The sequence below is a fragment of the Streptomyces sp. NPDC046977 genome, from assembly GCF_040644455.1.
Classification (GTDB): domain Bacteria; phylum Actinomycetota; class Actinomycetes; order Streptomycetales; family Streptomycetaceae; genus Actinacidiphila.
On the sequence record NZ_JBEYWO010000001.1, the window covers coordinates 454,994 to 478,249 of the forward strand.

1 protein-coding gene is annotated in these 23,256 nt (G+C 72.1%); it reads right to left on the reverse strand.

Annotated features, from left to right (window positions below; genetic code table 11):
• Window positions 1-129 precede the first annotated feature (129 nt).
• A complete protein-coding gene (locus ABZ883_RS01855; RefSeq protein ID WP_360899834.1) occupies window positions 130-23,220 on the reverse strand; it encodes a non-ribosomal peptide synthase/polyketide synthase in 23,091 nt (7,696 codons plus the stop codon).
• Between the last annotated feature and the right edge of the window lie 36 nt (window positions 23,221-23,256).

The following is a 23,256-nucleotide window of genomic DNA, read 5'->3' on the forward strand; positions in this document are numbered from 1 at the left end:
CGGATGCACGTCATGGACGGCATCCTCCCACGACTGACGTGGAGCGGTTCGCAGTCGATCGGTGCCTTCGGCGGACAGGCCATGGGACGCGTGGGCCCACGCGCGAGATCGCGCGTGGGCCCCCCGCGTTCACTGTGGACGCTTCGCCAAGGCGGCGGCCAGCACGGTCCCCACCTGACGCAGGGGCTCGGGCTTGGTCATGTCGTTGTGCGCGGCGGCGACGGGATGGATGTGCAGACGCCCGGTGAAGTACGGTGCCCACCGCCGGAGGACCTCCTCCTGCGGGTAGCCGGTCTCGGTCGCGGGGAAGTGGAGGATGTCGCCGGTGAAGTGTCCCGGCGTTGTCTGCCGGACCATGCGCCAGTTGTCACGGGTGTTCTGGACGACCCCTCGGACGTGGTCCTCGGTCAGCTCCTCCAGGTCGGCGATCTCCTCCTTGATGATCCTCAGTGTCCCGGGCACGGTGAGCGGGTGGTCCGTCGTGTCCACCGGCCGCCCCAGGGCATGGAGGAGCTGGACCAGGACGGTGTGGTCGTCGGCCTCCTCATGGACGGTGCCCGCTTCCGGCGGGTAGGCGTCCATCATGGCCAGCAGGGCCACCTGGTGCCCGGACTGCTGGAGCCGTACCGCGACGGCGTGGGCGAGGTTGCCGCCCATGGACCAGCCGAGCAGGTGGTACGGGCCGCTCGGCTGGACGCCCGTGATGTGGTCGACGTACCAGGTGACCAGCGCGTCGAGGTCGGACGGGGCCGACTCCGCCAGGGTGACGCCCGGAGCCTGCAGTCCGTACACGGGTCGGTCGGCGTCCAGGTGCCGCACCAGACCGACATAGGGCAGGCCGAAACCGCTGGCGGGCGGCAGGCAGAACAGCGGCGGCCGGTCTCCGTGCCCGCGCAGCGCGACCACCGGCTGGAAGAGGTCCTCCTCGGTGCCGGTCCCGAGCAGCGACGCCAGGCCCGCCACGGTCGGGGTCTGGAACACGCTCACGAGCGACAGTTGGGTGCCCGTGGCGTTGCGGATCTCGCCCAACAGCCGCACGGCGAGGAGCGAGTGCCCGCCGAGTTCGAAGAAATTGTCCTCAACGCCGACCGCGGGAAGGCCGAGGACGTCGGCGAATATCTGGCGGAGCAGGTGCTCTTCGGTGGTGCGCGGTTGCCAGCTCGTGTGTCCGGTGGTGTGGTCCGGGGCAGGCAGTGCCGTGCGGTCGAGCTTGCCGTTCACCGTGACCGGCAGTTCGTCCAGGACGACGAACGCGGAGGGGACCATGTAGTCCGGCAGCACGGCTGACAGGCCTGCGCGGACCTCCGCGGTGTCCACATCGCCGTCCGTGCCGCTCGTCGGTACGAGGTAGGCGGTGAGGCGTTGGTCGCCGGGTTGGTCTTCGCGGACGATGACGGTGGTGTGGGCGACGGCGGGGTGGGTGAGGAGTGCGGTTTCGATTTCGCCGAGTTCGATGCGGAAGCCGCGGATTTTGACTTGGTGGTCGGTGCGGCCGAGGTATTCGAGCTCTCCGTTGGTGTTCCAGCGGGCGAGGTCGCCGGTGCGGTACATGCGTTCGCCGTGCTGGCTGTGGGGGTTGGCGATGAAGCGTTCGGCGGTGAGGCTCGGTCGGTTGAGGTAGCCGCGGGCGAGTTGGGTGCCGGCGAGGTAGAGCTCGCCTGTGACGCCGGGGGGTACGGGTTGGAGTGCGGTGTCCAGGACGTAGGTGTGGGTGTTCCAGATGGGGCGGCCGATGGGCACCACAGCGGTGGTGTGGGGTTCGCAGGTGTGGGCGGTGACGTCGATGGACGCCTCGGTCGGCCCGTACAGGTTGTGGAGGGGGATCGGCAGCACCGCCTGGAACTGGTCGCGCAGTGAGGCTGACAGCGCCTCGCCGCTGCAGACCACGGCGCGCAGAGATGTGCACTCGTGGGCCGCGGGTTCGGCGATGAACACCTGGAGCATGGACGGGACGAAGTGGGCGATGGTGACGTGTTCGCGCTGGATCAGCTCGGCCAGATACTCCGGATCCCGGTGGCCGCCGGGGCGGGCGACGACGAGGGTGGCGCCTTCCAGGAGGGGCCAGAAGAACTCCCACACGGATACGTCGAATCCGAAGGGGGTCTTCTGCACGACGCGGTCGCCCGGGGTGAGTTGGTAGGCGTGCTGCATCCAGGCGAGCCGGTTGACCACGCCGGCGTGGGGGACCGTGGCGCCCTTGGGTCGTCCGGTGGAGCCTGAGGTGTAGATGACGTAGGCGGGGTGGGCCGACAGCGTCACCTGGTCGGGGTCGGTGTCGGCCTGACTGTGCAGTTCGGTCGCGGGGTCGTCCAGCACCACCCGCGTCACGCCCTCGGGCAGGACGCTCTCGAACTGGCGGGTCGTCACCACCAGCGCCGGCGTGGCGTCGCCCAGCACATAGGCCACGCGTTCCGCCGGGTACTCCGGGTCGATCGGCACGTACGCCGCGCCGGACTTGAGGACGGCGAGCAGCGTGACGACGAGATCCGGGGAGCGGTCCATCATCACCGCCACCCGCTGCTCCGGGCCCGCACCACGCGCCGCCAGCAACCCGGCCAACCGGTTCGCCCGCGCGTTCAGCTCCGCGTAGGACAGCTCGGTGTCCTCGAACAGCACCGCGGTCGCGTCCGGGGTGCGGGCCACCTGCGCCTGGAACAACTCGGGAAGCGTCGCCGCGGGAACAGCACGCGCGGTGTCGTTCCACTCGGTCAGGATCCGGTCCCGCTCACCGGATTCCAGCACCCCGACCTGGCTGAGCGCGGTCGACGGTGCCGTCTCCAGTGCCGTCACGATGGCCTCGGCGGCCGTGGTCACCATCGCGGCAAGGGCGCCCGGATCGATCAGGGACACGGCCTGCGCCTTCACGACGAAGCCCTCACCGGTGTCGTCGATGCTGACGGCGACGGGGAAGTTGGTGCGCTCGCGCGCCTGGAGCAGAGCGACACCGTCAAGTCCGGCGCCGGTGGCGGCAGCCTCGCTGTGGCGGTAGTTGAAGAGCGAGGTGAACAGCGGCGTCTGGGCGGGCACCTTGCTGGCCTGCTGGGCCACCGCCAGCGGGGCGTGCTCGTGCACCAGCAGCTCCGCGAGCTGCCGCTGCATCCCCCGGACCGCCTCCAGGACACCCCCGGCACTCGCGTCCATCCGGACGGGAAGGGTGTTCATGAACAGACCCGGCACCCGGTCCGAGCCGGCCCCCGCGTTCATCCGGCCGAACAGCACCGTGCCGAACACCACGTCGTCACGGCCCGAGGTGGCCGACACAACGCGCGCCCACGCGACGTGGAACAGCGTCGCCGGGCTGACACCCAGGCGCCGCGCCTGCTCCCGCAGCCGCACCGCGAGGCCCGCGTCCAGTGGCGCCCGCGCCTCCGTCACGTCACGGCCGTCCCCGAACACGTCCAGCACGCCGTACGGAGCGGTCGGCTCGCTCACGTCACCGAGCAGCGCCGCGAAGAACGTCGCGTGTTCCTGGGTGGACGCTCCCAGCCTGGCCTGCCCGACGAACTCCCGGAACGGCAGCGGTTCGGGCAGCGTGTCCTGCCGCCCGTCGAGGAACGCGGCCACCTCACCCATGACCACGTCCAGCGCGGTGTGGTCCTGGATCAGGTGATGGACCTGGAGGACCACCGCCCAGTGCTCTCCGCCCGGTTGCCGGGTCACATGGGCGCGCAGCAACGGGCCACGCGAGAGGTCCATGCTCGGCGGGCACGCTGCGAGGAGCCGTTCCGCCGTGTCCGGGCCGCCGTCGTCCGTCCCTGCGGCGAGGTCCGCTTCCCGTACGGTGAGCGTCGCCCGGCGCGCCACCACCTGGACCGGCTCACGCAGCCCCTCCCAGGCGAAGGAGGTACGCAGGATGTCGTGTCTGTCGACGACGCGCTGCACCGCGGCGAGGAACGCGTCCACCCGTGCCCGGGAGTCGAAGCGCAGCGCGATCGGCAGGACGTAGGGGTCGTTGTCGTTGTCGCCCTCCATCAGGGAGTGGAAGAAGATGCCCTCCTGCAGCGGGGCCAGCGGGTAGATGTCGGCGACGTTGCCCGCCCCTCCGGGAACGGCGCTGACGATCCGGTCGATCTCCTCAGCGGTGAGGTCGATCAGCGTCACCATCTCCGGCGTGATCGCCGTGGCGCCGTCGGGGATGCCGTTCGGCGGGACGGCTGTGTGTCCGGCCGTCCCTTCGACGGCCGCGGCCAGTGCCGCCACCGTCGGGCTGACGAACAGCGAGCGGACATCCACGGGGATACCCCGCTCGCGCGCCCGCTCCACCAGCGTCACGGCGAGGAGGGAGTGCCCGCCGAGCTCGAAGAAGTTGTCGTCGACCCCGACCCGGGGCAGGTTGAGCACGTCGGCGAACACCGCGCACAGGATCTCCTCCCGGACGTTCGCCGGGCCCCGGCCGGTGGATGCGGCACCGTAATCGGGGGCGGGGAGGGCCTTGCGGTCCAGTTTGCGGTTCGCCGTGAGCGGGAGCGCGTCGAGTGCGACGATCGCCGCCGGCACCATGTAGTCCGGTAGCAAGTCGGCGACGTGGGCGCGCAGTTCCGCGCTGTCCACGGTTGCTCCCGGGACGACGTAGCCGACGAGGCGCTTGTCGCCGGGCTGGTCCTCGCGGACGATGACGGCGGCCTGGGCGACGGCCGGGTGGGCGGCAAGGGCGGCCTCGACCTCGCCGAGTTCGATGCGGAAGCCGCGGATCTTGACCTGGTGGTCGGTGCGGCCGAGGTATTCGAGCTGCCCGTCGGCGGTCCACCGGGCGAGGTCTCCGGTGCGGTACATGCGCTCGCCGGGCTGACCGTACGGGTTGGCGACGAACCGCTCGGCGGTCAGCGCGGGCCGGTTGACGTAGCCCCGGGCCAACTGCACGCCGGCCAGGTACAACTCGCCCGCGACGCCGGGGGGTACCGGCCGCAGAGCGGAGTCCAGTACGTAAGCGCTCATGTTCCACAGGGGCGCGCCGATGGGAGGAACGCCGGCACCGGACAGGGGGGTGCTGGCCAGCGAGGCGACCGTCGCTTCCGTCGGCCCGTAGATGTTCAGCATGAGCCGGTCGCGAGACCACCGCTCCGCGGTCTCAGGCGGGCACACGTCACCTGCGACCACCAGCGTCATCCCCTCCGGGAGACCGCCCGCGGAGGCGAGCAGCGGCAGCGTCGCGGGCGGCAGGGTCGCGTGGGTGACGTGCTGCCGGGCGACCAGCTGCGCCAGCGGCGCGCCGGGGGACATGTCGTCCGCCGAAGCCAGCACCACGGCCGCACCCGCCAGCCACGCGGGCCACATGTCGGCCACCGAGGCGTCGAAGCTGGGCGAGGCGAACTGGAGCAGCCGGCTGTCCGGGCCGATCCGGAGGCGGTCGATGTGGTCGGCGGCCAGGTTCGGCACCCCTCGGTGGGTGACGAGGACACCCTTGGGGGTGCCGGTCGAGCCGGAGGTGTAGATGACGTAGGCGGGGTGGCCGAGCAGCAGCGGGCCGTGGCGTTCGGTGTCGGTCACGTCGTGGCCGGGTCGGGACACCAGGTCGTCCCGCAGGTGCGCGTCCTCCAGGGACAGGTGCGCAACGTGGGTGGGCGGCAGTTCGCCCTGTGTGGTCCGGCCGGTGACGAGGACCGCCGGTCGGGCGTCGGTGAGCATGTGGGCGATCCGGTCCGTGGGATAGCGCGGATCGATCGGCAGGTAGGCACCCCCGGCCTTCATCACCGCCAGGATGGCGACAACGAGATCGATCGACCGTGGCAGCGCCAGAGCGACGACGTCCTCAGGCCGCACGCCGCGGTCGATGAGAACGCGGGCGAGCCGGTTGGCCCGGGTGTTGAGTTCCGCGTAGGACAGTGCCGTGTCCTCGAACACCACCGCTGTCGCGTCCGGGGTGCGGGCGACCTGCGACTGGAACAGCTCGGGAAGCGTCGCGAGGGGAACGTCGCGCGCGGTGTCGTTCCATCGGACCAGGATCCGGTCCCGCTCGGCGGCGTCCAGGACCTCCGCGCGGTTGACCGGCATCGACGGATGCGCGGTGACGGTGTGCAGGACCCGTGTGAAGCGTTCGGCGAGGGCGGCGGCGGTGTGGTGGTCGAACAGGTCGGTGGCGTAGGTGATCGCGCCGCGGAGGCCGGCGGGCTTGCCGTCGTGGGTGAGGTGTTCGTTGAGCTGGACGTCCAGATCGAACTTGGCGGGACCGCTGCCGGTGGGCAGGGCCCCGATGGTCAGGCCGGGCAGTTCCAGCGTGGCTTGGGTGAGGTTCTGCAGGGTGAGCATGACCTGGAACAGGGGGTGGCGGGCCATGGACCGGGCGGGGGTGAGCTCTTCCACCAGGCGTTCGAATGGCACGTCCTGATGGGCGTAGGCGTTGAGCGCGCGTTCCCGCGTGCGTTCGAGGAGCTGGGTGAAGTCGGGGTTGCCTGAGAGGTCGGTGCGCAGGATGAGGGTGTTGACGAAGAATCCGACGAGGTCATCGAGTGCCTGGTCGGTGCGTCCGGCGATGGGGGTGCCGATGGGGATGTCGTCCCCGGCGCCGAGGCGGTTCAGGAGGGTGGCCAGTGCCGCCTGGACGACCATGAAGACGGTGACGCCGTGTGCGCGGGCGAGGTCCACGACCGCCTGGTGGATGTCGGCGTCGATGTGGAGGTCGACGGTGGCGCCGCGGTGGGAGGCCACGGGCGGACGGGGCCGGTCGACCGGCAGCGCTAGTTCTTCGGGTGCTCCGTCGAGTGCGTTGCGCCAGTAGGTGAGTTGCTCGGTCAGGAGGCTGCCGGGGTCGGAGGCTTCGCCCAGCAACTCCCGCTGCCAGAGGCTGTAGTCGGAGTATTGGACGGGCAGTGGCTCCCAGTCCGGTGCGTTGCCGGTGGTGCGGGCGGTGTAGGCGGTCGAGACGTCGTGTGCCAGGGGGCCGAGGGACCAGCCGTCGCCTGCGATGTGGTGGAGGACCACGACCAGCACATGCGCATCGGGACCGATCTCGGCCAGCGACATGCGTACGGGGATGTCGGTGGCCAGGTCGAACCGGTGCCCGGCGGCCTCGGTCACCCACGCTCGCAGAGCGTCTTCCGCCACCGGGGTGACGGTGAGAAGGTCGCCGACCTCGTCGGTGTCGATGATGCGCTGGTGGGGCCGGCCGTCGGCGGTGGTGATGACGGTGCGCAGGACTTCGTGGCGGGCCACGACGTCGTGGAGTGCGGCGTGCAGGGCTTCGGTGTCGAGCGGGCCGGTCAGCCGGAGGGCCATGGGGATGTTGTAGGTGGGGGAGGGGCCTTCGAGTTCGCTGAGGAACCACAAGCGTTGCTGGGCGAACGACAACGGCAGGAGCTCCGGCCGCTGTGCCGGAACCAGGGCAGGCCGGGACGCGCTGGTGGTGGTCAGGCGGTCCGCGAGTTCGCGGAGGGTGGGTGCCTCGAACAGGGTCCGGATGGGGAGCTCGACGGCGAACGTCGATCGGATACGGCTGATCAGGCGTGTGGCGAGGAGGGAGTGTCCGCCGAGTTCGAAGAAGTTGTCGTCGATTCCGACGGACGGCAGGCCGAGCACTTCGGCGGCCAGGGCGCACAGGATTTCTTCCTGGGCGTTGGCCGGGCCCCGGCTGGTGGCCGTGGTGGTGTAGTCGGGGGCGGGGAGGGCCTTGCGGTCGAGTTTGCGGTTCGCGGTGAGCGGAAGGGCGTCGAGTGCGACGATCGCCGCCGGCACCATGTAGTCGGGCAGCAGGCCGGCGACGTAGGCGCGTAGTTCGGGGCTGTCCACGGTTGTTTCCGGGACGATGTAGCCGACGAGGCGCTTGTCGCCGGGCTGGTCCTCGCGCACGACCACTGCCGCCTGGGCGACGGCCGGGTGGGAGGCCAAGGCGGCCTCGATCTCGCCGAGTTCGATGCGGAACCCGCGGATCTTGACCTGGTCGTCGGTGCGCCCGAGGTATTCCAGCTGCCCCTCGGCGTTCCAGCGGACCAGGTCGCCGGTGCGGTACATGCGCTCGCCGTCCCCGCCGTAGGGGTTGGCCACGAACCGTTCCGCGGTCAGCCCCGGCCGGTCGAGGTATCCCCGGGCCAGGCCGGCCCCGGATATGTACAGCTCCCCGGCCACGCCGGCCGGCACCGGCCGAAGGGCCGCGTCCAGCACGAACACCCGGGTGTTGGCGATCGGCTCCCCGATGTACGGGACCGCGCTGTCGTCGGTCAGCACCGCCATCGTCGTGCAGACCGTGGACTCCGTCGGACCGTACGCGTTGACGAGGCGCCGCCCTGCCGCCCACCGGCCGACCAGGTCCGGCCGCAGTGCCTCGCCGGCGGTCACCAACGTCGTCACCGTGGGCAGGCTGTCCGCCGCGAGCCCCGCCAGCATGACGGGCGGCAGGGTCACATGCGTCACCTTGGCGGCGGCGAGGAGGCGGGTCAGCGCACGCTCGTCCACCAGGTCGTCCTGGGCCGCGAGGACGAGGCCGGCTCCACTGCCGAGGGTGACGGCGATCTCGGCGATGGCGGCGTCGAAGCTGGGTGAGGCGAATTGCAGGACGCGGCTCGTGGGCGTGATGGCGAAGGCGTCCGTTTGGGCGGTGATCAGGCTTGAGAGGCCGTGGTGGGTGACGGTGACGCCCTTGGGGCGGCCGGTGGAGCCGGAGGTGTAGATGACGTAGGCGGGGTGGGCGTTGAGCAGAGGACCGTGCCGTTCGGTGTCCGTCAGGTCGTGGTCGGGCAGGGCCGCCAGGGTTTGCCCCAACCGGGAGTCCAGAGAAAGGTGCGTGGCGGTGACTGCGGGCAGCTTTTCCCGGGTTGCTTCGTCGGTGAGGACGAGTGCGGGCCGGGCGTCGCTGAGGAGGTAGGCGATGCGGTCGGCGGGGTAGGCCGGGTCGATGGGCAGGTAGGCGGCACCGGCCTTGGTCACGGCCAGGAGGGCGACGACGAGGTCGACGGATCGCGGCAGTGCCACGGCGACCAGTCGTTCGGGTCCGGCGCCGTGTTCGGCCAGGTGGCGGGCGAGGCGGTTGGCGCGGGCGTTGAGGTCGGCGTAGGTCACCTCGACGTCCTCGAACACGACCGCGGTCGCGTCCGGGGTGCCGGCGGCCTGCGCCTCGAACAGCTCGGGCAGCGTCGCCGCCCGCACGTCCCGCGCTGTGCCGTTCCACTCCACCAGGACGCGCCGGCGCTCATCCGCACCCAGCACATCGAGGCGGTCAACAGGAAGGTCCGGATCGGCCGTTGCCGCGTCCAGCACCTGGACGAGTCGTGCGACGAGCACGTCGACGGTCGCCTGGTCGAAGAGGTCGGCCGCGTAGGTGACGATCCCGTTCACGCCGGCGGCGTCGCCCACGGTGTCGAAGGCCTCCGCGACGACGAAGGACAGGTCGAAGACGGGGTTGTCGCCGACCTCGATCCGCTCGATGTCCAGTCCGGGCACGTCGAGCGTGGCCGGTGCGACGTTCTGCAGCACGAGCATCGTCTGGAAGAGCGGGTGGCGGCCCGTGGACCGCGCGGGCGCGAGGTCCTCCACCAGGCGTTCGAACGGCAGGTCCTGGTGGGCGAGGGCGCCCAGGCTCTCGTCGCGGACGCGGTGGAGCACATCGCGGAAGCCGGGGTCGCCGGACAGGTCGGTGCGGACGACGAGGGTGTTGATGAAGAAGCCGACGAGCTGGTCGAGGTTCTCGTCGGTGCGTCCGGCGACGGGGGTGCCGATGGGGATGTCGGTGCCCGCGCCGAGGCGGGAGAACAGGGTCGCCAGTGCGGCGTTGAGCACCATGAACATGGTGACGCCCTCGGCCCGGGCCAGGGCGGTCATCCGCTGGTGCAGGGCGGCGTCGATGCGCAGGGCGGCGGTGCCGCCCCGGTGGGTGGCCGTACGCGGGCGGGGGCGGTCGACGGGCAGGGCGAGTTCTTCCGGCAGCCCGGCCAGCCTCTCCCGCCAGTGGGCCAGTTGGGCACTGTGCAGGCTCTCGGGGTCGTCGGGGTCTCCGAGGAGGTCGCGCTGCCAGAGGGTGTAGTCCGCGTACTGCACGGGCAGCGGCGCCCAGGTGGGGACCTGGCCGGCGGAGCGGGCGGCGTAGGCGGCCGACACGTCCCTCGCCAGGGGGCCCAACGACCAGGCGTCGGCGGCGATGTGGTGCACCACGATCACCAGCACGTGTTCCTGCGGGCGCAGCCTGAACAGCCGGGCGCGCAGCGGGATGTCGGTGCGCAGCTCGAACGCGGAGCGCGAGACCCGCTCGATCTCGTCCCGCAGGTCCTCCTCGGCGATGTCGGCGAGCGGCGTGTCGAAGGCCAAGGACTCCGACGCGAGGACCGACTGCCGCGGTGTGCCGTCGGGGGCCGGGAACACGGTCCGCAGCACTTCGTGCCGTACGAGGACGTCGCGCAGGGCGTCACGCATCGCCTCGGCGTCCAGGGCGCCCGTCAGGCGCAGGACCACCGGGATGTTGTAGTTGGCGTTCCCGCCCTCCAGTTGACGCAGGAACCACAGCCGGGTCTGGGCGAAGGACGGCGGCAGGACGTCCGGCCGCGGCCTGGGCGTGACCCGGGGCCGTGCCTCGCCCGCGTCGCCCAGCCGGGCCGCGAGTCCGGCGACCGTGGGGCTCTCGAACAGGGCCCGGATGGGGACCTCCACCCCGAGCACCGTGCGGATGCGGCTGACCAGCCGTACGGCGAGCAGCGAGTGGCCGCCGAGCACGAAGAAGTCGTCGTCCACCCCGACGTGCGGCAGGCCGAGGATGCCCGCGAACACCTGGCACAGCAGCTGTTCCTGGAGGGTCCGCGGCTCCCGGCTCCCCTCGGTCGTCCCGTACGCGGGCGCGGGGAGCGCGCGGCGGTCGAGCTTGCCGTTCGAGGTGAGCGGGAGCGCGTCCAGGACCACGATCGCCGACGGCACCATGTAGTCGGGCAGCATTCCGGCGACGTGGGCGCGCAGTTCGGCGGCGTCCGTGTGGGTGTCGGTGACGACGTAGCCGACGAGGCGCTTGTCCCCGGGCTGGTCCTCGCGGACGACCAGGGCGGCCTGGGCGACGGCGGGGTGGGAGGTGAAGGCGGCCTCGATCTCGCCGGGTTCGATGCGGAAGCCGCGGATCTTGACCTGGTCGTCGGCGCGGCCGAGGTATTCGAGGTGCCCGTCGGCGTTCCAGCGGGCGAGGTCGCCGGTGCGGTACATGCGCTCGCCGGGCGTGCCGTGGGGGTTGGCGACGAAGCGCTCGGCGGTGAGCGCGGGGCGGTGCAGGTATCCGCGGGCGAGCTGGGCGCCGGCGACGTACAGCTCGCCGGGGACGCCGGGGGGAACCGGCCGCAAGGCCGCGTCGAGCACGTAGGTCCGGGTGTTCCACATCGGGCGGCCGATGGGCGTGATCCCCCGGCCGGCGTCGCCTGCGGCGAGGTGCACGGGGTGGTCGGTGCAGCCGACGGTGGTCTCGGTCGGTCCGTAGTGATTGACGACGGGCACGTCCGGGTGGTCCCGGTGCCACTGCTGGAGTTGCGCCGAGCGCAGCGGTTCCCCGCCGAGCATGAGCTGCCCCGTGGGCGCCCAGTTGCCGGGGAGGGTCTGGAGGAACGCGAGGTGACTGGGGGTGGCCTTGAGGAAGGTGATCTCGTGGCTGGCGAGGGTGGCGGGGAGCGTCTCGTCCCAGGTGGCGATGTGGAGGCGTCCGCCGCTGGTGAGCGCGCCGTACAGGGCTGTGACGCCGAGGTCGAAGGCGATGGACGCGTGCAGCAGGGTGCTTCCGCCGAGGTGCGGATAGGCGTCCCAGGTGCGGGCGATGTAGTTGACCACGCCCTGGTGGGTGATGGTCACGCCCTTCGGCCGTCCCGTGGAGCCGGAGGTGTAGATGACGTACGCCGGGTGCGCGGGCCGCAGCGGGTCGTGCCGCTCGGCGTCGTCGAGGTCGCCGGCGGGCAGGCCGTCGAGGGCGGTCGCCGTGTCCGCGTCGTCGAGGACGACCTGCGGCACGTTCCCCTGCGGGTTGACGGCCCCCGTGGTGACCAGGAGCGCCGGACGTGCGTCGGTGAGCAGGTGGGCGATGCGGTCGGCCGGGTGGTCGGGGTCGACGGGCAGGTAGGCGGCGCCCGTTTTCAGTACGGCCAGGAGCGCGACGACGAGCTCGGTCGAGCGGGGGAGCGCCAGGGCGACGAGCTGTTCGGGGCCGGCGCCCTGGGCGGCCAGGAGGCGGGCGAGCCGGTTGGCGCGCGCGTTGAGGTCGGCGTAGGACACCTCCGTGTCCTCGAACACGACGGCGGTGGCGTCAGGCGTGCGGGCCACCTGTGCCTGGAACAGCTCCGGGAGCGTGGACGCGGGTACTTCGTGTGCGGTGTCGTTCCACTCCACGAGGACCTGGCGGCGTTCGGCCGCGCTGAGCAGGTCGATGCCGGTGACGGGCTGTTCGGCGTCGGCGGCCACGGCGTCGAGGAGCCGGACGAGCCGCTCGGTGAGCGTGACGACCGTGCTGTGGTCGAACAGGTCGGCGGCGTAGGTGATGACGCCGGTCAGGCCGTTCGGCCCGCCGTGGGGAGCGAAGGTCTCCTGGAGCTGGACGTCGAGGTCGAACTTGGCCGGCTGCTCGCCGGCCGGCAGCGGGGCGGTGCCCAGCCCCGGCAGGTCGAGGACGGGTGCGGCGGTGTTCTGCAGGCCCAGCATGACCTGGAACAGCGGGTGGCGGGCCATGGACCGGGCGGGGGCGAGGTCTTCCACCAGCCGCTCGAACGGCACGTCCTGGCGGGCGAGGGCACCCAGGTTCTGCTCGCGGACGCGGCGCAGCATCTCCCGGAAGGACGGGTCGCCCGACACGTCGGTACGGAGCACCAGGGTGTTCACGAAGAACCCGACGAGCTCGTCCAGGCTCTCGTCGGTGCGGCCGGCCACCGACGTGCCGATCGGGATGTCGGTGCCCGCGCCGAGGCGGGACAGCAGGGTCGCCAGCGCGGCGTTGAGCACCATGAACATGGTGACGCCCTCGGCACGGGCCAGGGCCCCGAGCCGCTGGTGCAGGTCGGCGCCGATGCGCAGGTGCGCGGTGCCGCCGCGGTGGGTGGCCACGGCGGGCCGGGAGCGGTCGCCGGGCAGGGCCAGCTCCTCCGGCAGACCGGCCAGTGCCTCGCGCCAGTAGCCGAGTTGGGCACTGTGCAGGCTCTCGGGGTCGTCGGGGTCTCCGAGGAGCCGGCGCTGCCAGAGGGTGTAGTCGGCGTACTGGACCGGGAGCGGTTCCCAGGTGGGGGCGTGGCCGCCAGAGCGGGCCGAGTACGCGGTGGAGATGTCGCGCGCCAGAGGGGCGAGCGACCAGCCGTCGCCGGCGACGTGGTGCAGGACCAGGAGCAGGACGTGGTCCTGCGGTGCCACCGCGAACAGACGTGCCCGCACCGGGATGTCACGGGCGAGGTCGAAGGCGCGGTGGGACTCGTCGGCCACCGCCCGCTCCAGCTCGCCTTCCTTCACCTCGGCCGTGGACAGCGGGAGTTCGATCTCGTCCGGGCCGAGGATGCGCTGCTCCGGCGAGCCGTCGACGCTCGGGAAGACGGTACGGAGTGCTTCGTGCCGCGCGATGACGTCGGTGAGGGCGGCCCGAAGGGCGTCGCGGTCGAGGTCGCCGGTGAGGCGGAGGGCGATGGGGATGTTGTAGAGGCCGGAGGGTCCTTCGAGTTCGCCGAGGAACCACAGGCGCTGCTGGGCGAAGGACAGCGGCACCGTCGCGGGGCGCGGCCCGGCGGTCAGCCCCTGGCATGCCGTCCCGGTGTCCGTCACGCGCTGCGCGAGCCCGGCCACGGTGGGGGTCTCGAACAGGGCCCGGATCGGGATCTCGGCGCCGAGGGCGGCGCGGATGCGGCTGACCAGCCGGGTGGCGAGGAGCGAGTGGCCGCCGAGGTCGAAGAAGTTGTCGTCCACCCCGACGTGCGGGAGGCCGAGGATGTCGGCGAACGCCTGGCTGAGCAGCTGTTCCTGGAGGGTGCGGGGTTCCCGGCCGGGGCTCGTGGCGGTGTGGTCGGGGGCGGGCAGGGCCTTGCGGTCCAGTTTGCCGTTCACCGTGAGGGGGAGCGCGTCCAGGACGACCACGGCCGAGGGCACCATGTAGTCGGGCAGCAGCCGGGACATGTACTCCCGGGCCTCCCCGCCGTCGACGTCGGTCCTCGGGACGACGTAGCCGACGAGGCGCTTGTCGCCGGGGTGGTCCTCGCGGACGACCACGGTGGCGTGGGCGACGGCCGGGTGGGAGGTCAGGACGGTTTCGACCTCGCCGAGCTCGATGCGGAAGCCGCGGATCTTGACCTGGTGGTCGGTGCGGGCGAGGTATTCGAGCTGTCCGCCGGCGGTCCAGCGGACCAGGTCCCCTGTGCGGTACATCCGCTCGCCCGGCCCGTCGTAGGGGTTGGCGACGAACCGCTCCGCGGTCAGCTCCGGGCGGTTGACGTACCCCTGGGCCAGGCCGGTCCCGGACACGTACAACTCGCCGGCCACGCCCGGCGGTACCGGCCGCAGGGCGGCGTCCAGGACGTACAGCCGGCTGCCGGAGACGGGTCCACCGATCGGCACGGAACCGCCCTCGACCCGCTCCACCGGCTGCCAGGTCGCGAACGTCGTGGTCTCCGTCGGCCCGTACACGTGCAGCAGGCGCTTCGGCGCGCCGAGCTCCAGGAGCCGCCGCACGCTCACGGGGTCGACCGCCTCGCCGCCGAACAGCAGGTACCGCAGGCGGCCGAGCCCCTCGGGGGACTCCGCCACCAGGCGGTTGAAGAGCGCGGTGGTGACGAACATCGCGGTGACCCCGTCGCGTTCGATCTGCGCGGTGAGCCGTTCGGGAGCCAGCAGCACCTCCCGGTCGACGCCCACCAGCGTCGCGCCGTTGACCAGCGCACCCCAGATCTCGAACGTGGCCGCGTCGAACGACACCGACGACGCCTGGGCGACGACGTCGTCCGTGCCCAACGCCACGTAGTTCGCCTGCCGGACGAGACGGACGACCGCCTGCTGCGCGACGAGGACGCCCTTGGGACGCCCCGTCGACCCGGAGGTGTAGATCACGTACGCCGGGTGGGAGGACAGCAGGCGCCCGCCGCGCTCCGCGTCCGACAGGTCCTCCCCGCCGAGCTCCTCCAGCACGGAGGCCGTGGCGGGATCGTCCACCACCACGTGCTCGCCGGGGATGTCCGCACGGACCTGGGCCTGCTGCGTGACCAGCAGGGACGGCCCGGCGTCCGCCAGCATGAAGGCGATCCGGTCCGCCGGATAGGCCGGGTCGACCGGGACGTACGCCGCCCCCGCCTTGACCGTCGCCAGCAGCGCGACCACCAGATCGGCCGAGCGGTCCATCATCACTGCCACCCGGTCCCCCGGCCTGACGCCCCGGGAGACCAGGAGCCGCGCCAGGCGGTTCGCCCGCGCGTTCAGCTCCCCGTAGGACAACGTGACGCCGTCGAACTCGACCGCCGTGGCGTCCTGCCGACGGGCCACCTGGGCCTCGAACAGCTCCGCCAGCGTGGCCTGCGGCGCCTCGCGGCCGGTGTCGTTCCACTCGGTGAGCAGCCGCTTGCGCTCGACGTCACCGAGGAGGTCGACGCGGGTGACCGGAAGGGCCGGGTCCGTGGTCACGGCGTCGAGCACCCGGACGAACCGCTCGACGAGCGCCTCCACGGTGGCGTGGTCGTACAGGTCGGCCGCGTAGGTGAGGGTGCCGGACAGGCCCGCGGGCCGGCCGTCGGCGTGGGTCTCGCGGAGCTGGAGGTCGAGGTCGAACTTGGCGGGCAGGTCCCCGTTGCCCAGCAGACGGCTGTCCAGGCCCGGCAGGTCGAGTGCCGGGTCGGCGGTGTTCTGCAGGGCGAGCATGACCTGGAACAGGGGGTGCCGGGCCATGGACCGGGCGGGGGCCAGGTCCTCCACCAGCCGTTCGAACGGCACGTCCTGGTGGGCGAGCGCGCCCACACTCTGCTCGCGGACGCGCTGCAGCAGCTCCCGGAAGGACGGGTCGCGCGACAGGTCGGTGCGGATCACCAGGGTGTTCACGAAGAACCCGACGAGGTCGTTCAGGCTCTCGTCGGTACGGCCGGCGACGGGGGTGCCGATGGGGATGTCGGTGCCCGCGCCGAGGCGGCTCAGGAGAGTGGCCAGCGCGGCGTTGAGCACCATGAACGTGGTGACGCCCTCGGCGCGGGCCAGCGCGGTCAGCCGTCCGTGCAGGTCCGCGTCGATGCGGACGGCGGCCGTGGCGCCGCGGTGGGACGCCACCGGCGGCCGGGGGCGGTCGACGGGCAGGGTGAGCTCTTCCGGCAGGCCGGCGAGGACCTCACGCCAGTGGGCCAGCTGCGTGCTGTGCAGGCTCGCGGGGTCGTCCTCGCCGCCGAGGAGGTCGCGCTGCCAGAGCGTGTAGTCGGCGTACTGGACCGGCAGGGCTTCCCAGGAGGGGATCCGGTTGTCGACCCGGGCGGCGTACGCGGTGGAGATGTCCCGCGCCAGGGGTGCGAGTGACCATCCGTCACCGGCGATGTGGTGGACGACCACCACCAGGACGTGGTCCTGCGGCGCCACGGCGAACAGCCGTGCCCGCAAGGGGATCTCGCGGCCGAGGTCGAAGGCGCGGGCGGCTTCCTCCGTGACCGCCTGGGCGATCCCGCCCTCGGGTACGTCGATCACGGGCAGTCGGAGATCGATCGCATCGTGGCCGAGGACGCGCTGGCCGGGCGAGCCGTCGACGCTCGGGAAGACGGTGCGCAGGACTTCGTGCCGGGCGACGACGTCGTGCACGGCGGCACGAAGGGCCGCACGGTCGAGGTCGCCGGTGAGCCGGAGGGCGACGGGAATGTTGTACAGCCCGGAGGAGCCGTCGAGTTCACTGAGGAACCACAGCCGTTGCTGGGCGAACGACAGGGGGACGACCTCGGGGCGCGTCCCGGCGGTCAGCCTGCGGCGGGCCGTCCCGGCATCGGCCAGTCGGCCGGCGAGCCCGGCGACGGTGGGCGTCTCGAACAGGGCCCGGATCGGGAGTTCCGTCCCGAGGGCGGAGCGGACCCGGCCGACGAGCCGCGTTGCGAGCAGCGAGTGCCCGCCGAGTGCGAAGAAGTTGTCGTCCACCCCGACCTTCGGCAGGCCGAGGACATCGGCGAACATCTCGCACAGGAACTCTTCCTGCGGGGTTCGCGGTTCCCGGCCCACTTCGGTCGTCGCGTAGGCGGGCGCGGGGAGGGCCTTGCGGTCGAGCTTGCCGTTCACGCTCAGCGGGAGCGCGTCCAGGACGACCACGGCCGAGGGCACCATGTAGTCGGGCAGCAGGCCGGCGACGTGGGCGCGCAGTTCGGGGCTGTCCGCGTCGGTGTGCGTGACGACGTAGCCGACGAGGCGTTTGTCGCCGGGCTGGTCCTCGCGGACGATGACGGCGGCCTGGGCGACGGTCGGGTGGGTGGCCAGGGCGGCCTCGATCTCGCCGGGCTCGATGCGGAAGCCGCGGATCTTGACCTGGTGGTCGGTGCGGCCGAGGTATTCGAGCTGCCCGTCGGTGTTCCAGCGGGCGAGGTCGCCGGTGCGGTACATGCGCTCGCCGGGCGTGCCGTAGGGGTTGGCGACGAACCGCTCGGCGGTCAGCTCGGGCCGGTTGACGTATCCGCGGGCCAGGCCGACGCCGGAGACGTAGAGCTCCCCGGGCACGCCGATCGGCGCCGGCCGAAGCGATGCGTCCAGCACGAACACTTGGGTGTTGGTGATGGGAGCGCCGATGTGGACGTCAGCCTGAGGGGCGAGCCGGGCGATGGTGGCGCAGACCGTGGTTTCGGTGGGTCCGTAGGCGTTGACGAGGGTGCGGTCGGACCCCCAGCGGACGACCTGGTGGGCGGGGAGGGCCTCGCCCGCGGTGATGAGGGTGGTGAGGCGGGGGAGTTCGTGGGGGTCGAGGTGGGGGAGGACGGCCGGCGGGAGGGTGGCGTGGGTGACGTTACGGCCGTTGACCAGACGGGTCAGCGCCGGGCCGGGGACCAGGTCGTCCTGGGCTGCCAGGACGAGGCCGGCTCCGCTGCCGAGGGTGACGGCGATCTCGGCGATGGCCGCGTCGAAGCTGGCTGAGGCGAATTGGAGGACGCGGCTCGTGGGTGTGATGGCGAAGGCGTCCCTTTGCGCGGTGATCAGGCTGGCCAGGCCGTGGTGGGTGACGGCGACGCCCTTGGGGCGGCCGGTGGAGCCGGAGGTGTAGATGGCGTAGGCGGGGTGCGCGGTCAGCAGCGGACCGTGCCGTTCGGTGTCCGTCAGGTCGTGGTCGGGAAGGGCAGCCAGGGCCTGACCCAACTGGGCGTAATCCAGCATCAGTTGTACGGCGTCGGCTGCGGGCAGCTTGCCGTGCGTTGCTTCGTCGGTGAGGACGAGTGCGGGCCGGGCGTCGGCGAGCACGTAGGCGATGCGGTCGGCGGGGTAGGCCGGGTCGATGGGCAGGTAGGCGCCTCCGGCCTTCGTCACGGCCAGGAGGGCGACGACGAGGTCGACGGATCGCGGCAGTGCCACGGCGACCAGCCGCTCCGGTCCGGTGCCGTGCTCGGCCAAGTGGCGGGCAAGCTGGTTGGCGCGTGCGTTGAGCTCGGCGTACGAGAGCTCGGTGTCCCCGAAGACGACCGCGGTCGCGTCCGGCGTACGGGCGGCCTGCGCCTCGAACAGCTCCGGCAGCGTCACCGCCTGCACGTCCCGTGCCGTGTCGTTCCACTCCACCATGACACGCCGGCGCTCATCCGCGCCCAGCACATCGATGTCGCCGAGCGGGGCGTCCGGCGCCGTCTCCAGCGCGGCGACCACCCCTTCGCCGACGGTCTCCATCATGGCGCACAGGACGTCGGGCGACCCGGGCGCGACGACCTGGGCGGTGAGCACGAACTCGTCCCCCGTGTCGTCGACGATCATGCCGACGGGGTAGTTCGTCCGCTCCTGCATGAACAGCACGTCCACGCCCGGGAGCCCGTCACGCGCCTGCTCGGAATCCGGCCTGCTGTGGCGGTAGTTCAGGAGCGAGGTGAACAGCGGGGCGTCCCCGCGGATGCCGCTCGTCCGCTGGGCCAGCGCCAGCGGCGCGTGCTCGTGCAGCAGCAACTCGGCCAGCTGGGCCTGTACGGCGCGCAGGACGTCGCGCGTGCCCGCGCCGCCGGTGCGGACGCGGACCGGGAGGGTGTTGATGAACAGGCCCACGACCCGTTCGGCCCCCGTGCCCATGCGGCCGAACAGGATGGTCCCGAAGACCACGTCGTCGCGGCCCGAGGTCGCGGCCAGCACACGGGCCCAGATGACGTGGAACAACGTCGCCGGGCTCACACCGAGGCGCCGCGCCTGCTCACGGAGCCTTCCCGCGAGCCGTGGGTCCATCCGGGCGGTGGACTCGGTGGCCCCCGTGCCGTCCCCGTGGACGTCCACCAGCCCGAACGGGGCGGTCGGCTCGGTGACGTCGCCGAGCAGGCGGCCGAAGTACGCCTCGTGCTCCTGCCGGGACACCTGGCCCCGTGCCTGGGCGACGACGTCGCGGTACGTCGCGGGCGCGGGCAGTTCGTCGTCGCGCCCCTCGATGAACGCGTGCACCTCGCCCAGAATGACGTCGAGCGCGGTGTGGTCCTGGATCAGGTGGTGGACCTGAATCAGCGCGAGCCACTGCTCGCCGCCCGCCTGCGCGGCCACGTGCACACGGATCAGGGGGGCGCTGCTGACGGCCATGGACGCCGGGCACGCGGCCAGCAGGCGGGCGGCCCAGTCGTGGTCGTCCGCCGGGGCGTCGGTGTCGTCGGTCAGCGCGACTTCGTCCACCGGCAGCTCGGCGTGCCGGAGCACCACCTGCACCGGTTCGGGCAGCCCTTCCCAGAGGAAGGCCGTTCTCAAGTTGTCGTGCCGGTCCACCACCTTCCGCAGGGCGGACACGAACGCGTCGAGCCTGCCGCGGGAGTCGAAGCGGAGGACGGTGGGCAGGACGTACACGTCCTCGTCCGCGGTCCCGCCGCCCATGAGGTGGTGGAAGAGGATGCCCTCCTGCAGCGGGGCGAGCGGGTACACGTCCGCCACATTCGCGGCGCCGCCGGGGACGCGGGCGGTGATCTCCGCGATGTGCCCGGCGTCCAGGTCGACCAGCGGAAGCATGTCCGGTGTGATCACCTGCGCACCGGCCGGGATGCGGTTCGCGGGAACCTCCGCCTCGGTCCGGCCGGTGGTCGCCGCGAGACCGGCCACGGTGGGCGTCGTGAACAGGGACCGTACGTCGATCGACAGGCCACGGGCGCGCAGCCGCTCCACCAGCGTCACCGCCAGCAGCGAGTGCCCGCCGAGGTCGAAGAAGTTGTCGTCGACCCCGGCGTGCGGCCGGCCGAGGATCTCGGCGAAGGCGTCGCACAGGATCTCCTCGCGGGGGGTGCGCGGCCCTCGGCCGGCCTGCCCGGAGGTGTATTCGGGCGCGGGCAGGGCCTTGCGGTCCAGCTTTCCGTTGACCGTGACGGGGAGGGCGTCCAGGACGACCACGGCCGAGGGCACCATGTGGTCGGGCAGCAGGCCGCCGACGTGGGCGCGGACCTCGGTGCCGTCGACGTCCGTCTTCGGGACGACGTAGCCGACGAGGCGCTTGTCGCCGGGCTGGTCCTCGCGCACCACCACTGCCGCCTGGGCGACGGACGGGTGAGCGGCCAACGTGGCCTCGACCTCGCCGAGTTCGATGCGGAAGCCGCGGATCTTGACCTGGTCGTCGGTGCGGCCCAGGTACTCCAGCTCTCCGTCCCTGGTCCAGCGGACGAGGTCGCCGGTGCGGTACATGCGCTCGCCGGGCTGACCGTACGGGTCGGCGACGAAGCGCTCGGCGGTGAGGCCGGGGCGCCGGAGGTAGCCGCGGGCGAGCTGCGCGCCGGCGAGGTACAACTCGCCGGGGACGCCGGGCGGAACGGGCCGCAAGGAGGCGTCGAGGACATAGGTGCGGGTGTTCCACACCGGTCGGCCGATCGGGACGGTCGGGTCGTCGGCGGTGAGGTGCGAGGCGTGCGTGACGTCGATGGACGCCTCAGTGGGGCCGTACAGGTTGTGCAGGGGAGCGGCCAGCGTGCGGAGGAACTGGTCGCGCAGCTCGGCGGTGAGCGCCTCGCCGCTGCAGAGGACCGCGCGCAGGGTGGTGCACTCGGCCGCCGAGGGTTCGGTGAGGAAGGCCTTCAGCATGGAGGGCACGAAGTGGCTCACGGTGACCTGCCGGGCCCGGATGAGGCCGGCCAGGTAGCCGGGGTCACGGTGCCCGCCGGGGCGGGCCACGACGAGGGTGGCGCCTTCCAGGAGGGGCCAGAAGAACTCCCAGACGGACACGTCGAATCCGAACGGGGTCTTCTGCAGCACCCGGTCCGAGGCCCCGATCTGGTACTGGTGCTGCATCCACTCCAGGCGGTTGACCACGCCCTGGTGCGGTACGGCGACGCCCTTTGGCCGTCCGGTGGAGCCGGAGGTGTAGATCACGTACGCCGGGTGCGCGGGCAGCAGCACACCGCCGCGGTCACCGTCGCCGAGGTCGGCCGGGGACAGGCCGTCGAGGGCGAGCGCCGTGTCCGGGTCGTCGAGGACGAGGTGCCGCACCTCCCCGCCGTCGGGAAGACGCGGGTGGAGCGCGGCGGTGGTGACGACGACGGCGGGCCGGGCGTCGGAGAGCACGTGCGCGACCCGGTCGGCGGGGTGGTCGGGGTCGATCGGGAGGTAGGCGCCGCCGGCCTTCACCACCGCGAGGAGGGTGGCGACCAGATCGGCGGAGCGTTCGAGATGCACCCCGACGAGGCTTTCCGGTCCGACGCCCTGACCGGCCAGGTGGCGCGCGAGCCGGTTGGCACGGGCGTTGAGGTCGGCGTACGACACCTCGACGTCCTCGAACACCACGGCCGTCGCGTCGGGGGTGCGGACCACCTGCGCCTCGAACAGTTCGGGCAGCGTCGCCACCGGGACGTCGTGCGCGGTGTCGTTCCAGCCGGCCAGGACCTGCCGGCGTTCGTCGTCGCCGAGCAGGTCGATGGCGTCGACGGGCCGTGCCGGGTCGGCGGTCACCGCGTCGAGCACCCGGACGAGCCGCTCGGCCAGCGCCTCCACGGTGCCGTGGTCGAACAGGTCAGCCGCGTAGCCGATCCCGCCCCTGAGACCGGCCGGGACGCCGCCGGGGCCGAAGGTCTCCCTGATGGAGACGGCGAGGTCGGCCCTGGCCGGGGCCTCCCTGCTCGCGAGCACGGTGACGTCGAGGCCGGGCAGCGCGAGGGCCGGTTCGACGTTGTCCTGCAACGCCAGCATGACCTGGAACAACGGCTGGCGGGCCAGCGACCGGGCGGGCGCGAGGTCCTCCACCAGCCGCTCGAAGGGCAGTTCCTGATGGGTGAGCGCGTCCAGGTTCCGCTCGTGCACCCGGGCCAGTACGTCACGGAACGACGGGCGTCCCGACAGGTCGCCGCGGATCACCAGGGTGTTCACGAAGAAGCCGATGAGCTCGTTCAGATCGACTTCGGTACGCCCGGCCACCGGAGTGCCGATGGGGATGTCCGTGCCGGCGCCGAGACGGGAGAGCGTGGTGGCGAGCGCGGCATGGAGCACCGCGAACAGGGTGACGCCCTCGGCCCGGGCGAGGGCGGTGATCCGCCGGTGCAGGTCGGCGGTGATGTCGAGGTCCGCGCTGCCGTCGCGGTGGCTCGGCACGGACGGGCGCGGACGGTCGAACGGCAGGGGCAGTTCCTCCGGCAGGTCGGCCAGTGCCTCGCGCCAGTACGCCAGTTCCCCGTTCAGGAAGCTCGCCGGGTCGTCCTCGCCGCCGAGGAGGTCACGCTGCCAGAGCGCGTAGTCGGCGTACTGGACCGGCAGCGGCTCCCAGTCGGGGGCCCGGTCGCCGACCCGGGCGGTGTACGCCGTGGAGACGTCCCGCGCCAGAGGTGCCAGGGACCATCCGTCGCTGGCGATGTGATGGGCCACCAGGACCAGCACATGGTCCCGCGGGGCCACCGCGAGAAGGCACGCCCGCAAGGGGATCTCGCGGGAGAGGTCGAAGGGACGGACGGACTCCTCGGCCACCACCCGAGCGATCTCGTCCTCCGTCACCTCGATCACCGGCAGGCGCAGCCCGGCGTCCTCCGGCGTGAGGATCCGCTGCTGGGGGACGCCGTCGTCCGTCGCGATCAGCGTGCGCAGCGCTTCGTGCCGCTCGATCAGGTCCACCAGTGCCGCGTGCAGGGCATCGTGGTTCAGGTCACCGGCAAGCCGCAGAGTGATCGGGATGTTGTACATCCCGTTGGGTCCTTGCAGTTCGCCGAGGAACCACAACCGCTGCTGAGCAAAGGACAGAGGAATCATCGGGGGCTCTCTACGACAGATGACGGACTGAACAGG